Annotated in this window: 15 protein-coding genes; 13 read left to right on the top strand and 2 right to left on the bottom strand. The window is 53.4% G+C overall.

Going from position 1 to position 17,895, the window contains the following annotated elements; all coding sequences use genetic code 11:
• Positions 1–32: 32 nt before the first annotated feature.
• From Pla144_RS16355 to Pla144_RS16340, 4 genes are all read left to right on the top strand, one after another.
• Entirely contained in the window at positions 33–1,484 is a 1,452-nt protein-coding gene (locus Pla144_RS16355; RefSeq protein ID WP_231936410.1) for a DUF3108 domain-containing protein, read from the top strand.
• Positions 1,485–1,490: 6 nt separating this feature from the next.
• The gene (locus tag Pla144_RS16350; protein WP_231936408.1) at positions 1,491–3,479 is read left to right on the top strand and encodes a sensor histidine kinase; all 1,989 of its coding nucleotides are present in this window, start codon (positions 1,491–1,493) and stop codon (positions 3,477–3,479) included.
• Positions 3,476–4,174, top strand: coding sequence for a response regulator transcription factor (locus tag Pla144_RS16345; RefSeq protein WP_146451777.1), 699 nt, complete (start codon positions 3,476–3,478; stop codon positions 4,172–4,174). The genes Pla144_RS16350 and Pla144_RS16345 overlap by 4 nt, the downstream gene beginning before the upstream one ends.
• A 414-nt stretch (positions 4,175–4,588) precedes the next feature.
• Positions 4,589–5,854 (top strand): outer membrane beta-barrel protein, encoded by a 1,266-nt coding sequence (locus Pla144_RS16340; protein WP_146451776.1) that lies wholly within the window; start codon positions 4,589–4,591, stop codon positions 5,852–5,854.
• Here the strand turns inward: Pla144_RS16340 and Pla144_RS16335 are convergent.
• On the bottom strand, positions 5,851–6,087 hold the full coding sequence (locus Pla144_RS16335) for a hypothetical protein (RefSeq protein ID WP_146451775.1): 237 nt from the start codon (positions 6,085–6,087) through the stop codon (positions 5,851–5,853). The genes Pla144_RS16340 and Pla144_RS16335 overlap by 4 nt on opposite strands.
• A 30-nt stretch (positions 6,088–6,117) precedes the next feature.
• Here Pla144_RS16335 and Pla144_RS16330 point away from each other — a divergent pair, with 30 nt between their 5' ends.
• The gene (locus Pla144_RS16330) at positions 6,118–7,407 is read left to right on the top strand and encodes a hypothetical protein (protein ID WP_146451774.1); all 1,290 of its coding nucleotides are present in this window, start codon (positions 6,118–6,120) and stop codon (positions 7,405–7,407) included.
• A gap of 81 nt (positions 7,408–7,488) precedes the next feature.
• On the opposite strand, the gene Pla144_RS16325 is transcribed toward Pla144_RS16330, so the two are convergent.
• Complete coding sequence (locus Pla144_RS16325; protein ID WP_146451773.1) at positions 7,489–8,190, bottom strand: J domain-containing protein; 702 nt, start codon at positions 8,188–8,190, stop codon at positions 7,489–7,491.
• Between the two features lie 179 nt (positions 8,191–8,369).
• On the opposite strand from Pla144_RS16325, the gene guaB reads away from it, so the two are divergent.
• The 8 genes from guaB (at position 8,370) to lysA (ending at position 17,891) form a co-directional block, all read left to right on the top strand.
• Positions 8,370–9,851: an IMP dehydrogenase gene (gene guaB, locus Pla144_RS16320; protein ID WP_146451772.1), complete on the top strand. Its 1,482-nt coding sequence runs from the start codon at positions 8,370–8,372 to the stop codon at positions 9,849–9,851.
• Entirely contained in the window at positions 9,784–10,974 is a 1,191-nt protein-coding gene (locus Pla144_RS16315; RefSeq protein WP_146451771.1) for a hypothetical protein, read from the top strand. The genes guaB and Pla144_RS16315 overlap by 68 nt, the downstream gene beginning before the upstream one ends.
• Positions 10,975–11,016: 42 nt before the next feature.
• Positions 11,017–11,688 carry an NAD(P)H-hydrate epimerase gene (locus Pla144_RS16310; protein WP_146451770.1) on the top strand — a complete coding sequence of 224 codons (672 nt, stop codon included), beginning with the start codon at positions 11,017–11,019 and terminating at the stop codon, positions 11,686–11,688.
• A gap of 287 nt (positions 11,689–11,975) precedes the next feature.
• On the top strand, positions 11,976–12,803 hold the full coding sequence (locus Pla144_RS16305) for a biotin--[acetyl-CoA-carboxylase] ligase (protein ID WP_146451769.1): 828 nt from the start codon (positions 11,976–11,978) through the stop codon (positions 12,801–12,803).
• Positions 12,804–12,819: 16 nt separating this feature from the next.
• Positions 12,820–14,532, top strand: coding sequence for a M14 family zinc carboxypeptidase (locus Pla144_RS16300; protein WP_197530747.1), 1,713 nt, complete (start codon positions 12,820–12,822; stop codon positions 14,530–14,532).
• Between the two features lie 73 nt (positions 14,533–14,605).
• Positions 14,606–15,580, top strand: a complete 975-nt coding sequence (locus tag Pla144_RS16295; RefSeq protein WP_146451767.1) for a S66 peptidase family protein — start codon at positions 14,606–14,608, stop codon at positions 15,578–15,580.
• The gene (locus Pla144_RS16290; RefSeq protein ID WP_146451766.1) at positions 15,580–16,584 is read left to right on the top strand and encodes a D-cysteine desulfhydrase family protein; all 1,005 of its coding nucleotides are present in this window, start codon (positions 15,580–15,582) and stop codon (positions 16,582–16,584) included. The genes Pla144_RS16295 and Pla144_RS16290 overlap by 1 nt, the downstream gene beginning before the upstream one ends.
• Positions 16,585–16,619: 35 nt before the next feature.
• On the top strand, positions 16,620–17,891 hold the full coding sequence (gene lysA / locus Pla144_RS16285; RefSeq protein WP_146451765.1) for a diaminopimelate decarboxylase: 1,272 nt from the start codon (positions 16,620–16,622) through the stop codon (positions 17,889–17,891).
• The last annotated feature ends 4 nt before the right edge of the window (positions 17,892–17,895 follow it).

Raw genomic sequence — 17,895 nt, 5'->3', positions numbered from 1 at the left:
CATTTCGATTACTCTAGGAAAAGGAGCACGCAATGTTTTGTTCACAATTCAACCTGAGCCGGATGAATCGGCAGATTGTTTTTGCCAGCTTGGCAATTTTTGTCCTCGCGAGTCCAGCTATGGCTGCCACGGCGTCGGAGTTGCTGGAGAAGGGGATCTACACCGAAGAGACGGTTGGTGATCTCGATCAGGCCATCAAGGTCTACAAGAAAGTTGTTGTCGAAGGTAAGGCGGCTCAGGAAGTCGCCGCCCAAGCTCAGTTTCGGATCGGCTTATGTTACGCCAAGCTAGGCAAGGCCAACGAGGCGAAGGCAGCATTTCAGGCGGTGATCGATAACTTTCCCCAAGCAGCGGGCATCGTTGCCGAGGCCCAAAAAAGGCTACCAAGGGAACCTGAGTTACTGCCAGTACCGTGGGGAGATGGAGACGAGTTGCTACTTGAAATGCAGCTCCCCAACGGTATGGGAGTCGGACAGCAAATCTATCGGGTCTCCGCCATCGAGAAGGAAGGCCATTCTCATTGGGAGTGCCAGACTTGGCAGACTGTGGTGCTGAATGGCCAGTTGGGCAAAAGTCGCGTGCTGATCGACAAGGAGACCTTTGCTCCACTTAGCAGCATTTGGAAACACACCATGCTAGGCAAGGCAACTGCGACCTATGCGAAGGATCAGGTCGTGATCCAGTCGTCCAATCAGACCGAACCGACGACACTAAAATTTACGGGGCAAGTCTTCGACAACGAGCAAGCCGCGGAGATGTTTCGTCGCCTGCCACTTGAAGTGGGTTATAAGACGACTGTGCAGATCGTGTCGACATTGGGATCGATTCTGATCCCACTAGAATTAAACGTTTCGAAACTTGAGACGATCGAGGTTTCTGCGGGAAGTTTTGAGTGCTTTCGGCTGGAACTGAGTATTGGACAGACTTTCTGGATTTCTACAGACGAGCATCGGTACATCGTCCAGTTCCGTGGCGGGGGGGTGACTGCGGGTTTGAGCGAGATTCGTGAAAGCCCTTTTGATAAGAGCACGGAAGTGGAGGAACCGAATTTTTCAGTCACGCTTCCACCAGATTGGTTTGCCTACACCCCTAGCGGCAAAGAGGATGACCCCAGCCCGACGACTTCGATCGTTGATCCTGAGTCGATCTCGAATACGCGGATCGAGGCGGGTCCCCTTGACGGGATTCAGAAAGACCATGCTTCTCCCGAGGCCTGGTTGGAAGCTTCGATCGAGGAATATCGCAATCGGATTAATGAATTCAAGATGCAACCGCCGGGGATTGAAACTACCACGGTAGGCGGCCAACCGGCGGCGAAGGCGACCTTCGAATTCGAGGAGGGCAATCGAGCAATGACAGCCCAGCGGATTACGATCTTTGGCAAGACCTCGGCGGCGAACGTGCGTTTTGCAGTAGAGACCGATCAGCTTGAGCAATGGATGCCAGAGTTTGAGGAGATATTGTCAACGCTCAAGTTGAAGTAGAAACTCATGCGAAGATTCTGGCAAACGAGCTCTGACGGCGACCGCCTCGCGTGGCCCATCTTGCTGCTCTTGCTGACGGTGTTAGTGCCTTCGGTAGGGACAGTGTGGATGATGCGCGAGGCGGTTCGCAATGAGAGACTTGCCACGGGACAGCGACTCTCGGAGGCATACCAGGCGCAACTCCAGTCTGCCAGCCAAGTTGTCGTGGACCGTTGGAACGAGAAGCTTGAGCAGTTGTCTGAGCTATTAGACCATGCAACCCCCGCTCAAGTGTTTGCCGAAGGTGTGTTGAATAGTGTCGCTGATAGTGTCGTCGTCTGCGACGAAAAAGGTCGAATTGTCTACCCCGACGCGGCACCGACGACTAAATTCGAATCAAACCAGAAGGATTCCGAGTGGGAGCGGGCCGAGCAATTGGAGTTTAGCCAACAATGGTCGGCGGCGGCTGAAGCTTATGGGGAACTGGCAAAGAGTGGGATTTCTGGAGTCGAAACTGCTCAAGCTTGGCAAGCCCAGGCAAGGTGTTTATTGAAAGCGAGTGATCGGTCCACAGCAGTTGAGGTTCTATACAAGCTGCGCGCGCAAGAAGGATTGCATGACTCGCATGGAAGTTCGTTCTCCGCTGCGGCGGAGTTGAGACTGCTTGAATTATTGGACCAGCAGACGGAGGCGTGGGATGAAGTGGCCGGTTCTCTTCAGCGACGACTCGGAGAATACGGGGAGAATTCGCTATCAGCCCCCCAGAGAAGGTTCTTAATGACCATGCTCCAGGAGCTGACATCCGAAAGAATAAATTTGCCCACACAGACAGCCGAGCAACTGGCTGCGGCGGCGATGAGCGTTTACGAGCCTGGTTTCTTAGCGCCAAGGTTACACACCACGCCATTGGCCGATATCTGTAGCTGCGCGTCGCGGGATGGTCGCGTGGTGGGATTGTATCGAATGGCGACCATTCATGAGAGGATTCTCGCTTTGACAGAGGGATTGGCACTCCCTCAGAGCATCAACTTCATCGTGACAGGTCCTCAGGAAACTTCTGAGGCACTGATGGACACGTCGCTGGGGAATTCGCTGGCGGGCTGGCGATTGGGGCTCATGACCATCGGGGATCCCTTCGACGAGACTTCGCAAGAGCGCAAAGCAGTCCATATCTGGATCGCATTATTGGTAGTCGCGCTGACTTGCGTGTTGGGTTGGTTGCTGGCTTCAGCCTTGCGCCGAAGACTACGCTTAGCGCGGCTCAAGAACGACTTGGTGGCGACGGTCTCCCATGAACTCAAAACGCCACTTGCATCGATTCGCTTATTAGTCGACACGCTCTTGGATGCGGAAGAGAGCGTGGTTCCCGAGAATTCGCGGATCAATGTCCGCGAATATTTGGAACTCATCTCCCAAGAAAATGCGCGACTCACACGACTGATCGACAACTTTCTGACTTTCTCTCGCTTGGAACGAGGCAAGCAACGGTTTGATTTCCAGGTGATTGATGCTCGCGACGTGGTCCAGCAGGCCTCAACAATTTTTCGGGAGCGGTGGTTTGAAGATGCTGATTGCTTGCACATCGAATCGAATGGCCAGGCACTCGTTTTGGGCGACATGGATTCGCTAGTCACAGCGGTGGTCAACTTGCTGGAAAACGCAAGAAAGTATTCTGGTGAGAAAAAGGAAATCACGCTCACTTCTTCAACATCGGGCGACCAGGTGACCATCGCCGTGCAGGACAACGGCATCGGACTGAGTTCCCGCTCAGCGCGTCATATATTTGATCGATTCTATCAGGTAGACCAGCTCGTGGCTCGTAGCGAGGGAGGTTGCGGCTTGGGGCTGAGCATCGTGGCCGCAATCATGAGCTCACATGATGGCAAAGCCCGGGTCGAGAGTCAGTCGAATGCAGGCAGTACGTTTACTCTTTACCTGCCAAAGTACATCAAAGCCACTGAGAATGAATCCGCAACAGTACGTGGAGTGACAGTTGGCCTGGGGGGGGATCGATGAGTCAGGTTGGGCACCAGCAGAGAATTCTAATCGTCGAAGACGACGCGACTTTACTTCGCGGACTCAGTGACAATTTCGCGGTAGCTGGTTTCGACGTCCAAACTGCGACGGATGGCCAGGCAGGCATCGCTCACGTGCTGGCTGATCCTCCCGATCTGTTGGTACTGGATATTATGATGCCTCGAATGAATGGCTACGATCTCTGCCGGCGAGTGCGTCAGGCCATGTTGGATATGCCGATCTTGATGCTCACTGCCAAAGGGCAGGAAGAAGACATCGTGCGAGGCTTGGAACTGGGCGCGGATGATTATATGACCAAGCCGTTCGGCATGCGAGAATTGCTGGCTCGGGTGAAAACGCTCTTACGTCGCCAGGGAAACGAAATGGCAGAACGGATGGTGATCGGAGATCTGCTATTTGATCGCACATCTCATACGCTCACCCGTGATGGACAAGAGATTCCTCTGACGAGCAAGGAATACGCGTTACTAGAGTACTTTTGCTCTCGTCCGAACCGGGCACTCACACGCGGCGACATCATCTCTCACGTATGGGGAAGGTCGATCATTGTCAGTGGCCGGAGTGTCGATCGCTGTGTCGCCACGTTGCGGAGCAAGATCGAACCCACGCCGAGCCAGCCGCAGTTTATTCATACAATCCGCGACGTTGGATATCGTTTTGGATTGCCGGAGTGATGGGCTGACTTCGCCCAGTGGTGGCAACCCCTGGGCGTTGGCTGAGTCGTGTTAAACCTTGCGGGTCGCGCAGCTTTTCCTGAATACAAGTGACTTTTCACTTTCGTTGACGAGGGATCTTTGACGTCGCTATCCCGCCATTCATGGCTAGCGGGCAGCAAAAATCCTTACAACCCTCACTGTTTGCCATTTTCGAGGAGGAATCATTGTTCTTCTCTGAGAATCGTGTAGTACCGGCTCGATTGTCGTTCTAGGCATAGTCGATACATGAGAGCGAGGCGGACATATCACCCGCGAATACGGTCCCCCTGCTGACCGTCCAAGGGGACCTCAGTTCGTCAGATACAACCTTGCCCCGATGCACAAGTTGGTTGGAACCTACAAGCACACGGGCAGAACAGAAGGAGCTTTAAGGTGAAATTAAGAACTTGGACAGCAAGTATCGCTGCTCTAGTGTTTTCTGCGGCGCCAGTGTTCGCCGTCGAGGGCAACGTGCAGTGGTCAAATGATGGAATGTTGCAACCAGCTAGTTGCGATAGCTCCTGCGATCCCTGTGATTGCGGCGACCCTTGCGATTGCGGTTGCGGAGTTGGTGGTGCTGGACTCTTCAGTGGCATCGGTGGAGGTTGCTTAGAGAACTTCACCCTTGCCGGTGCTTTGGGTTTCGCAGATGATTCTCAATGGGAAATCGGTGGCTGGTCTCAATTCGGTTATCATGACCAATTGACTCCGCTCTCGACCGTTCGAGGTGACAATTTGTCATTCAACGACGTTCCCAAGGACCTGAATCTGCAGCAGCAGTGGTTCTACTTTGGACGTACCGTTGATGGATCCAATGGGTTTGACCTCGGTTTCCGCAGTGACTTCATCTACGGTACCGATGCCCAGAAGACTCAAGCTTTCGGCAATCCTGGTGCAGAGTGGGACAATGGCTGGGACAACGGTGTTTACGGCTGGGCTATTCCCCAGTTGTACGGTGAAGTAGCCATGAATGATCTTTCGATCAAAGTTGGTCACTTCTTCACCATCTGTGGATATGAAGTCGTACCTGCCACTGGCAACTTCTTCTATAGCCATGCACTGACGATGTTCAACACCGAGCCGTTTACTCACACCGGTGTGTTGAGCACCTACACTGGTTTTGAAGGCCTCACCCTCTACAATGGTTGGACTGCAGGTTGGGATACTGGCTTCACCAGTTCCAATGCAGGCAGCACCTACCTGGGTGGTTTCACGGCTGAATTGGGCGACAACGTTGCCTTTACCTATACCTGCACCTATGGCAACATCGGTTTGCGTGGTGCTAACTTCAATCCCGCGAACCCAAACAGTGACGATGACTACTCTCACAGCATCGTCATGACCGCCAGCCTGACTGACAAGCTGAACTACGTCTTCCAAACAGACTACCTTCGGATTGACAACCAGGCCATCGCCTATGCAGAAGAGGATCTTGGTATTAACCAGTACCTGTTCTACAACTGGAGCGATGCCATCGCCTTCGGTACTCGTATCGAATGGTGGAGGAATGATGGGGTTTCCAACAACGAATTGACCACAGGCGTCAATGTCAAGTTGCTTGATAACCTCATCATGCGACCTGAAACTCGTTGGGACTGGGTTCCAGCCACTGGTTACGATGAGAACGTGACTGCCTGCGATTTCATCCTTACCTACTAGATCTCGCCGGGTGGTCCTTCGCCCTGCTCGATAAGAAGTGTAAGATCCCCCTCGCCGAGGGTCGTCTCCGGACGACCCTCGGTTTTTTTGATTTCCGAAGATTTCTTTATAGATTCGGTCGGGGTTAGCAAGCCTGCAAGGAACTCAGCGAATAGAGCGGTAGCCTGATTCGTTCTGCTGGAGGAGTAGGGTCCGCAATCTTGCAGGATCGATACGCCAGTTGAATCAAGCACCCTACCTCTCAATCTCAAGGAGCCGGGCAAGTGTTTTTCTTCCGCAAGCGATTCTGGAAGCGTGTCGGCTTCGGCTTTCTCTTCTTAGTTGGTGTCTTCATTGTGGCCTATGTCGGATTAAGTCTGTGGGCTAATCGGTTGTCAGCCCGGCTTGAGAAACTTCGCTCAGCGGGCGAACCCACCTGCATTGTCGAGTTGGCTCCCCCACCTGTCCCCGGCGAGGAGAATGGGGCAGCCTATATGGCGAAAATCGGACCGGAGATCGAGGCTTTTGCCAAAGACCATGGACGGTTTTTCAAAACGCCTTTGGGTGAATCCTACGTTGAAAAAGATGACAAAGGAGAGCAACCTTCTGCAGAGGAAATTGCAGCGATTCGTACGATATTGGACAGATATCCGACAATCGAACCAGCACTGCAAGAGGCTGTAGATTGCACCTCTTATGCTTCGCAACTGGACTACTCACTCGATTACCAGCCCTTCCTGCAAACCTTGCTAAACAAAGCTCAGAACGTACGAGCTTGCGCACGCATGCTTGATTGGAAATCACGGGTCCTATTGGCCGAAGAAAATGTGGAAGGAGCTGTGCAAGCGGGTCTTCTCGTGATGCAGCTCTCCCGCTTGCAAGAACAGGAACCGGCACTGGTTAATGGACTCGTAGCGGTGGCACTTCGTTATAATGCCATTTCCATTATTAATCGTGCATTGCGTTCAGGACCCATTGGAGACGAATCACGGATCTCGCTCGGCATAGAGCTAGCCAAGTATGATGAGCTCGACTGGTTTGTACGCACCATGAAATCGGAACGAGCTCTCAATTTGAGCGCGGCCATCGATTTATTCCCTCATTTTCCCGTCACTTGGCAGGGAACAATCCTGCAAGCAGATATGATTGACTTCTATAATAATTATCTTCCTCTCGCAGCGAAGCCTATGTATCTCTCCTCCAAGGAATTCTCGGCTCTAGAGCATGAGTCATATAGCACTCCCATCAGCAATTCATTGATTCAACTATTGTTTCCTGCGATAGAAAGTGGGCATGAGGCAGCGAATCGCGACTTAGCTCTTATCCGCTGTTTGCGAGTCCTTAATGCCCTTCAAGCTTATAAAGAAGCCCATGGCGTAGAAGCAACTAATTTGTCCGATCTCGATTTACCAGACTCGGCCACTATTGACCCGTTTGATGGAAAACCGCTCAAACTCAAATGGACTGACGAAGGGTGGATCATCTATTCAGCATACAAAGATGGCGTGGATGATGGTGGCGTATTCGATGAAGAGCAAGATGTTGGGTTGGGGCCGATGGGGTTGCTTCCATGAGGCAAATACACCAAAAAAGGACCGCATGAAAGTAGGCCAAAACTCGTGTTACTCGTTCCGGCCGATGATCTCCGGCTCGCCTTACCTCAAAATTGCTGGCTTTTCTTCACGTCGTCTTTGCAACTCGGCTGCAACTCTGCGCCGAGACCACCACCACACTTTCGAGCCCAATAATTCTAGGCTCTCCAAGTTGGGTAAGCGATCGACAATCGCTAGTGCCGTCTTGGTTACAGGCGTGCGCGACAGGTCCATGTGCTGTAACTGCTGAAACACTTCGCAGCGAAGCACCCCCTGGTCTGACACCTGACACCCTGGCAGTTCCAACCGCACGAGCTTGGCCAGGGCTTCTGCATTCTTGACCATCTCGTTTAACATTCGCTCGGCTTGATTAGAATTCTCGAGCCGCACGGCGGTGATCGCTTCGGTCAAGTCGGCGAAATCTCCAAAAGAGCGTTGCAGCCAATCAACCGCATTGGTCTCGACCTGAGCGCCAAATGACACCAACTTATCGGCTAATTCTCTCGACTGAAGATACCCGTCCATTTGCTTCGCGATCCAGCCGCGCGAGTCGCGCTTGAATTCCAAATATTGCTTGGCCTGCTCAAAGGCTTCGTGCAGTGCGCTGAACTCGTGGGGATCTCCCCCCCGATCGGGATGCAGGAACTTGGCCTTCTGAAAATAGGCCTCGCGGACGTCGTCTTCTACATAAGGAGGAGCCACCCCCAGCACGACCATGAAGTCGGGCCGGCCGTCAGCGTCGCGGTGGACTTGTGGAGCAGGCATACCTCTTATTGTAAAGGGAGAGCCGGAGGACGTAAGTCCCCATTGCCTCTGTGGTTTTCGTGCATACGGGCCGTTCCTGTCTTTCCTGCGTAGGCGGGAATGTCACGCGGCGTCCCCGGTTGCAAACTCAGCTTGTGCTTCCGATAATGCGGGATTCCCCCTTGAATTGGAGTCTCCCCATGCAGGATAAACTGCCCGCTTCCACCGCTTTGACTTTCGATGATGTGTTGATTGAACCTCGCTACAGCGAAGTCGTGCCGTCGGATGTCGACCTTCATACTGATCTTACTGAGCGGATTGAGATGCGGGTTCCCATTCTCAGCTCCCCCATGGACACCGTCACCGAAAACAAGATGGCCATCGCCCTGGCTCAAGAGGGTGGTCTCGGCGTAATTCACAAGAATATGTCCGTTGAACGTCAGACTGAAGAGGTTGATAAGGTAAAGCGAAGTGCCAACGGCATCATCGTGGACCCCGTCACGCTTCCCCCTACCGCTAGCGTTGCTGTCGCCCGGCAGACAATGGACGAATCGAACGTGTCGGGTATCCCGATCACTGCAGACGGCAAGCTAGTAGGTATTTTGACGCGCCGCGACCTGCGATTTCTCGAAGATAACAGTCTTCCCATCGCGAAAGTGATGACCAGCGAACCTTTGGTGACAGCGACGGGGACTGTAACGCTTGGGGAAGCTGAGAAGATTTTAATGGCAAAAAAGGTCGAGAAACTGTTGCTCGTTGACGAAGAATACAAACTGACAGGCCTGATCACGATCAAAGACATCGATATGATGCGGCGATTTCCTCAGGCCTGCAAAGATGCCCAAGGACGCTTGCGTGTGGGTGCGGCAATCGGTGTGTTCGATTTCGAGCGGGCCGCAAGCCTCATCGACAAGGACGTCGACTTTTTGGTCGTCGATAGCGCGCATGGGCACTCGTCGAACGTTATTGAAACAGTCAAACAAATCAAAGCAAAGTGGGACATCGAGATCGTTGCCGGCAATGTGGCAACGGCCGAGGGTTGCCGCGACCTGATCACAGCGGGTGCCGATGCCGTTAAGGTGGGAATCGGGCCCGGTTCGATCTGCACGACTCGCGTAATCTCAGGTATCGGAGTTCCACAAGTTACAGCGGTTTACAACGTCGCTCAGGCGGCGAAGGGTTCCAAGGTTCGCGTCATTTCGGACGGCGGGATCCGCTTTTCAGGAGATATTACAAAAGCTCTTGCGGCTGGTGCCCACGTAGTCATGTTGGGTGGCCTGCTGGCAGGGTTGGACGAAAGTCCCGGCGAACGTGTCCTTTATAAAGGCCGCACTTTCAAGGCCTATCGAGGCATGGGTTCGCTAGGGGCAATGGTTCATGGTTCAAGCGAGCGCTATCGCCAATCGGGCGAGGGCGCTGGCAACGGCAAGTTGGTCCCCGAAGGAGTCGAGGGCCGCGTGCCATACAAAGGTCCGTTGAGTCCCTACCTCTATCAACTAGTGGGGGGCCTGCGGGCAGGAATGGGTTACTGTGGTACGAAAACTATCGAAGAACTGCGCACGCACGCCCGATTCATACAGATTTCGCCAGCGAGTGTGCGGGAGAATCATCCCCATGATATTGCCATCACGCAGGAAGCGCCGAATTACACCGCTGAGTTTACCTCAGTTGAAGAGCATTGAGCTGGCTCGCTGGCTAGCCGCTAGTCTAGCGGTTGGCATCTTTTCATTCGCTTTTTTTGCTCCCGCACAGGCTGGAGACCTTGGCTGGGGACGCCCCGGCCAGGAACGAGAACCAGGGTTTTCTGATTCCGGTAACCCTCTAAGGGCAACCACCAGTGAGCCTGCAGTGGTCGTCTCTGCTTGGGAGTCAGATGATTCACTGGCTGCCGAATTGGAAATTCCTATTGCCGATTCTAATCTCGAATCATCGCAACCGGACCTCGAGAATTCAGCCAGGGAGAATCCATTGCACACGGTCGATCCCTTTGAGGCCGACGACCGAATTGCGCAGCTTGTGAAAGATCCATTCGAAGAACCACTCGAAGGCCCCATCCCACAACTCGACTCCGACCTCGACGAGATCGAAGAGGCACTTGATAAAGAGCGTCAACGGCGAGAAGAAGAAGCGGAAGATGAACCTGAAGTGATGATCGATACTCTAGAAGTCGATGATTTCGACGAGGACACGTCTGGTGATCAAGAGGAGTCGACACAAGTCCGCGAAGGTGGCAGAAACGATTTTACCTTTGACTTGAAAGTGCCAGACGCAGAGTCTAAGACCAAGCGTCCCAGCCAGTTCCGCGATAACCGGTTTGGGACTGATCGTTCAGCTGAAGAAAAGAAGAATTGCCAGGAAGAGCTGGCTTCTGCCAAGGCCGATAAAGTGAGCAGTGTCGACTTGAACATTCGAGTGGAGGGAGTCCCTGGTGAAGACTTCCCTTACGAATGTGCCTTCGGCAATGAGACTGCGACACATCGTTCTTGGCCAGAGATTACCTACAACTGGAAAGCATCGGCTCTATGTCATAAGCCGTTGTACTTCGAACAAAATCAATTAGAGCGATACGGGCACTCCTGGGGACCGTACATGCAACCGATCATGTCAGGCGTACATTTCTTCACCAGCGTTCCTATCTTGCCATATAAGATGGGAATCGAAACTCCCAATGAGTGCATCTACGCCTTGGGGCATTACCGTCCGGGCAGTTGTGCTCCGTACTTGATTGAGGCGACACCATTCACCTGGCGAGCAGCATTCTATCAGGGAGCCTTCGTTACAGGCACGTCTTTCGCGATTCCTTAGCAATGCTTTGTTCCGTCGCATGATTGGAACCGTGGCGATATAATGTCGTTTATGGATCCACTCACCCGACAAAAAGCACGTGACATCGATCGACGCGCAACGGACGAACTCGGCATCCCGAGTATCCTGCTGATGGAAAACGCAGGCCGCGGTGTAGTCGACGTACTCCTCAGCCGTGAGGCAACGCCTCACACGGCCTTCATCCTCTGCGGCAAAGGTAACAACGGTGGTGATGGTTTCGTCATCGCTCGGCATCTGGCAATTCGAGGCGTGACGGCCAAAGTGGCGCTGCTCGCCCCGCCAAGCGAGCTCAGTGGTGACGCTCTCACGAATCACCGGATACTTGAGCATTCGAAGATCCCAGTGGTTAATTTGTCCCAGGCCGAGGATCTCAATCACGCTCTAGACAAAGAGGCTGCAAGTTCCGACTGGTTGGTTGATGCTCTTTTGGGAACTGGTGCTGAAGGGGAGCCACGCGAGCCTTATCGTACGACAATCGAGTGGATAAACCGGCAGGATGCCAAGCGACTGGCTGTCGACGTCCCCAGCGGGCTCGACTGCGACTCAGGCCAGCCGGCATCTAGCACAGTCCGGGCTGATCTGACATGCACTTTTGTCGCACCGAAGATCGGTTTTGGGAATCCAGCAGCGGCCGAATACCTTGGCGAATTGCATGTTGTGGATATCGGTATCCCTCCCAATTCTAGTGGATGATGTTATCATCTGCTTGTACTCGGGGAGAACAACTGGAAATGGAAGAGTTTTTAGCTACAGAGTTCCATACGCTCCGCACATCTCAGAAATATCGTAATTCATTGTTTGGAAAGGAAGATGAACTCTCGCAGAGACGCGGAGACAGCAGGGCATTAAATGGGTTCTCTCTGTGCCTCTGCGAGAAAACTCTTTTGGTTGCGTCGCATACCCGCTGGGTTCAACAGCGTTCATTCTGTGGCTACAAATGGTTTTGAGTGTAGCCAGTATCTTCACATTTTTATCTACACATGACGTCACGCGACTCACAGCAATCTAACATTCCAGCGTTTTCGCCCGATGAATTGGCCCGCATCGTCGCAGATACATTTGTTGCGCGCGTGGACTATCATACCGAGTTGGAATCGACAAATAACACTGCCCTGAAACTTGTGCGTGACCTACCTGAGATTCCAGTTGCCACTCTGGTGCTGACCGAGCATCAAACGGCGGGGCGGGGGAGGGGGGAGAACCGTTGGTGGTCGGGTGAAGGAGGGCTGACGTTTTCGCTGCTCATAAACTGCGATGCATTGCAAATACCACCCAGCCGTTGGCCAATTATTTCTCTGACCACTGGCCTTGCTGTTTGCGATGCGATTGATCGTGAACTCGGCGACGTCAAGCCAAGACTGAAATGGCCGAATGACGTTTATCTCCGCGGCTGCAAAGTCTGTGGCATCCTGGTTGAAGTGCCGGACAGTCGGCACGCGCGTGTTGTGATTGGAATCGGCATTAACGTGAACAACTCCGCCGAGCATGCTCCGCTTGAGTTACGCGGGTTCGCGATTTCCTTAAGTGATCTGGCTCAACGGACTCTCGGGCCAACCGATATCTTGATCAGCATTCTGCAGAGTTTAGCGGGGAGGCTGGAAAACCTTGCCACTGGATGTCTGGACCTTCGAAAAGACTGGCAGAAGAGATGCCTGCTCACTGGACAAACAATTCAAGTCGAGCAAGACAAGCGACAATTGTCAGGACTCTGCCACGGTATCGATGAAGACGGCGCCCTGGCATTGGAGACCGACCTGGGACTTGAACGGTGCCTGTCTGGCACGGTCACGCACTTCAGCAAAGATTAAATCCGACGGAAGTACAATGTTTAAGTGGAACGAATACCAGAACCTCCAAAAGTACTCCACACCACCGCACCAATTGCGCCATGCTCACATTGTGCAAATGCTTTCCGAGCTGCAAGCCATCCGACCTGAGGCGATGGAGTTATCGACTCTTGGTGAATCCTACGAAGGCCGATCTATTCTTTGTGCAACCATCGGTACCGGCTCGAATCGTGTTTTGGCTTGGTCGCAGATGCATGGCAACGAGCCAACTCACACAGCAGCCCTGTTGGATCTAATCGGCTTCTTGCAGAGAGACCCCGATCACAAGACTGCTCAGGCGATCCTCGAAGGGAGTACGCTCAGTCTCGTGCTAATGCTCAATCCCGACGGTGCAGAACGATACCAACGTCGCAATGCCCAGGACCTCGATATCAATCGCGATGCCCTGCACCTGGCCAGTCCCGAAGGACGAATTTTGCACGATCTAGTCGAGAGTTTGCATCCCCAATTTGCGCTGAATCTGCATAATCAGAATCCGCGCACTGCGGTCGATTATGACGGACTAAAACCGGCGGCCGTATCGCTGCTGGTTCCCCCTATCGATGCTGCGGATTCACAAACTGAAGGGACTCAGCAGGCCAAGCGACTGGCCAGCGTATTTCTCTCGGCAGTCCAGCCACATTGCGAGGGGATGATCTCGCGTTATGACGCCGACTACATGCCCCGCTGCTTTGGCGAATGGGTTCAGCAGCAGGGGAGCGCCACTCTGACGGTCGAAGCCGGGGGCTGGACAAGTATCGATTCATCGCCGCTGGTCAGGTTGCATTTCATGGGATTGATCCACGTGCTCGAAGCGATCGCTACTAATCGTTTTCTAGATGCCGACCCGGCTGATTATGATCAGCTGCCGCGCTCGAGTGAGCACTATTTATTTGATCTGATGATCAACAAGGTGCGAGTCGTAAATGGTGATTTAGCAAATAGTTTTGTAGCCGATCTGGGGATCAATGTCTCTGGTGTTGGCCCCTGCTCATCAGGCGCCGGCGGCACTATCGAAGACATGGGCGATCTGCATGTCACGACCGGCAAAACGAACATCGCGGGGGATGGCCTGCTGTGTCTGCCGGGCAGAATTGCTTATCTGCCACACATCACGCCCAGCAGGTTACCGACTCCAAAGGAAGTCGAGAAGTGCCTGAGGGTGGGAGTGACAACACTGATCGGCAGAGTTGATTACGCCAGCGACGATGAGTTGATTGCTTTGGAGCAATTATCTGACAGTCAGGAGTTAACAATCAATCTTGGTTTCATCGCTGCACAATCCACTCGTTCTGTGCCGGGCAGACAAATGGATAGTCTCTCTTCTGCGATTTTGCAGGGAGTTCTTGGCATGCTCAGCGATGCAATTCCTGATCCAACGCGTAATACGTTGGGAAGTCTAAACTTTCGTTTGTTTTATGAACATCAACTTCCAGGTGATTTGGATACTCTGATACCCATCGATGTGTACTCGAAGCAACTAGAGTACGTGGCAGATTTTCTTGGACTCACAGGTAGGGGGCAAATACAACTGGGAACACCAGCCGACCTGCTCCTCCTCAGGACACCCGCGACACATGGCAATCAGACGACAATTGATTGGAATGACTTGCAGCAGGTAATCGTCGCGGGTAGGGTTGTGTTCGACGGCGAAAAATGCCTAAACGAGAGGGCGGGAAAGTTATTGAAGGGCAGCGCCTTTCGCAATTAATCAAATACTTCGTCTCCTACCAACTCAATGCCTGGCCAGACTGGCAAGATAGTTTCCTTATTTTGGTTTTCCCATGAAATCCATCTACCCACGCGCGTTGAAGCCCGGTGATACGATTGCTCTCGTGGCCCCCGCGGGCCCTGTAATCCGCGAGCGGATTGAGCTTGCGATCACGCGGTTGGAAGAGAGGGACTTTCGCGTCAAGGTCTATGGCGACTTGTATCGTTCGCACGGCTACCTGGCTGGCGATGACGCGACACGTGTCTCCGAATTGATGCAGGCCTTCGCTGATCAGGAAGTCGCCGCTATCTTCCCCGCCCGAGGCGGCACTGGCGTAACGCGAATCCTCGACATACTGGACTATGAAGTCATCCGCCGCAATCCGAAGATATTCACTGGTTTCAGCGACATCACCGCGATTCATGCCGCCATTTACAGCCAAACAGGGCTCATCACTTTTCACAGTCCCAATCCCCAGGATGGCATCGGCATGCCGGATGGCCTATCGGAACTTTCGGACCGTACTTTTTGGCGAGCCATACTTGCCGAGAGCTACGCCAAGCCGCAGTCTAGTTGCTACGAAATTCCCCTCACCGCCTCGGAGAAGGAGAATCTCATAACTCTCAACCCAGGGCTGGCACAAGGTCGACTCGTCGGCGGAAACTTGGCATTGGTCAGTTCAGTTCTCGGGACTCCGTATGAAATCGACACGAGCGGAAACATCCTCTTTCTGGAAGACATTGGCGAGCACCCATACCGCATCGATCGCTTCTTGAGCCAACTCCGCTTGGCAGGAAAACTCGACGTCCTCTCCGGATTGATCTTGGGCCAGTTTACCGACTGCGATCCTGCGCCAGGAAAGCCTAGCCTTTCGCTGGATGAAATCTTTGACGACTACTTTTCTGAACTGGATATTCCTCAATTGAAGAATTTCCCCTCTGGCCATTCGAGTGACAATGCGACGCTGCCGCTGGGAGTGGAAGTCGAACTCGATGCGGGAGAAAAAAAACTGACCCTCCTTGAGTGCCCCGTACGGTTGGGAAAGTAATGGTCGAGATCGACATGATGTTACACGCCCAAGAGCCAGATCGATTACGGTTGGCTCAATTGCCGACGCCCGTTGTCGAGTTAAAACAACTGTCTCGGCACGCCGGTGTGCCACGCATTCTGATGAAACGCGACGACCTCTCGGGCCTGGAACTCAGCGGCAACAAGATCCGTAAATTGGAATACGTCGTAGAGGATGCCCTCGCCCAGGGTGCCGATACGCTGGTCACTCATGGAGGATTTCAGTCAAACCACTGCCGGGCAACCGCTGCCGTGGGTGCTCGCTTGGGGCTAAAAGTGCGGCTTATTCTTCGCTCGGAGGATCCAATGCCCGAGGCAGATGGCAATTTGTTCCTGGACCGGCTATTTGGAGCAGAGTGCTCATTTCATCCTCCAAAAGAATACCAATCGCAACTCGACAATTTGGTTGAAACGACGCTTGATGCGGAACGAACCGCCGGGCGAACCCCGTATTTCTTCCCCGTGGGAGCGAGTGTGCCGCTGGGGTGCTGGGGTTATATTCGCTGCTTTGCCGAGTTGGCGGAACAATTAGGTCGAGACAGTCCGGTTGATCTTTACGTAGCTACCTCGTCCGGCGGTACGCAGGTCGGACTGATGCTCGGACGCGCCTTGCTGGATTGCCACAACTGGAGTGTTCGAGGCGTGCCCGTGAGTGACAGCGTGGATTACTTTCGGACTTCGTTACGGGAGCTGGAACGACAGACTGTCGCTGAATTCAAACTCAACGTTCCAATCGATCAAATGCCCATTGAGCTGGTCGATGGTTTCATCGGGGAAGGCTACGCGATTCCCTATCCGGATGCAGTCGAATCCATCCATTTGCTTGGTCGGAGTGAAGGGATTGTGCTCGACCCCAGCTACACCTCGAAATCAATGACTGGTATGTTAAGCGAACTGGCTCAGCGCGGGAGTTCGAGACTGCCCGTGTTCTTACACACAGGCGGATCATTTGGCCTGTTTGCTCGCCGCGATCTGTTAAGTTAATCGTCTCATAGCTTTCTTCAAGTATTTTATCTTCAATGACGACAACGAACTTCCCCACTAGAATCGAAACTCTTGCCGGACAGCCGATCCCGCAGTTGGCCGAAAAATTCGGCACCCCGCTGTATGTTTACGATGCGGCGACTATCGAAGCGCGCATCCGCGAGTTTGCGGCGTTTGATGTGGTTCGGTTTGCGCAAAAGGCGTGCTCGAATCTAGCGATTCTCGATTTGATGCGTAAGGCTGGCGTGTTGGTAGATGCAGTGAGTGCGGGGGAAATTCGGCGTGCCCTTGCTGTCGGTTACCAACCCGGTCGGGGCGAACATCCCGAGATTGTGTACACAGCCGACCTTTTTGATCGCGAGTCACTTGACTTGGTCGTCGAAAACAACCTGCCTGTGAATTGTGGATCGCCCGAGATGATTGATCAACTCGGCGAGCGCATGCCAGGGTGCGGGATCACGCTACGGATCAATCCAGGGTTTGGGCACGGGCACAGCCAGAAAACCAACACCGGTGGCTCTGGATCGAAGCATGGTATCTGGCATACTCAGATTGCCGACTGCGTCAAGCGCGGTGCGAAGTACGGCATTACCGTCACGGGCCTCCACATGCACATTGGCTCGGGTACCGATATGCAGCACTTGAGCCAGGTGTGTCAGGCAATGGAAAAGACAGCCATGGAGGTCGGCCCCACCTTGCGCTCGATCAGCGCTGGGGGAGGCCTCTCAGTCCCTTATCGTGAAGGCGAACAACGAGTTGATGTCGCCGCCTATTTCGAATTATGGGATGCAACTCGGCAAAAGCTTGCCATCGCCCTTGGTACACCTCTTACTTTGGAAATTGAACCGGGCCGTTATTTGGTAGCCGAGAGCGGCAATCTGCTGACAGAGATTCGAGCCGTTAAACAAATGGGAGAGAACCTCTATTACCTCGTAGACGCAGGTTTTAATAACCTTGCAAGGCCGATACTTTATGGGTCCTATCATCCCATGGCGATCTGCCAGCAAAATCACAAGTCAGAGGTATTGCTCGACGTCGTAGTGGGGGGCCCTTTGTGCGAATCGGGGGACATTTTCACGCAGGAGGAAGGTGGATTTGTGAGCACCCGTCAGCTTCCCGAGGCCAAGGTTGGCGACCTGCTAATCATCGGCTGTGCAGGTGCCTACGGTGCCGTGATGGGGAGCAATTACAACTCCAAGCCGCTGGCTGCCGAGATTCTGGTCAAGGATTCCGATGTCCACTTGATCCGCGCGCGTCAAACCTTTGAAGATCTCATTCGAGGTGAAAATATTCCGGCGGGTAAGTAAGTCG

Source organism: Bythopirellula polymerisocia, from assembly GCF_007860015.1.
GTDB classification, from domain to species: Bacteria; Planctomycetota; Planctomycetia; order Pirellulales; family Lacipirellulaceae; genus Bythopirellula; species Bythopirellula polymerisocia.
Note: the sequence above shows the minus strand (reverse complement) of the source record. Positions and strands in the feature narration are given on the sequence as shown.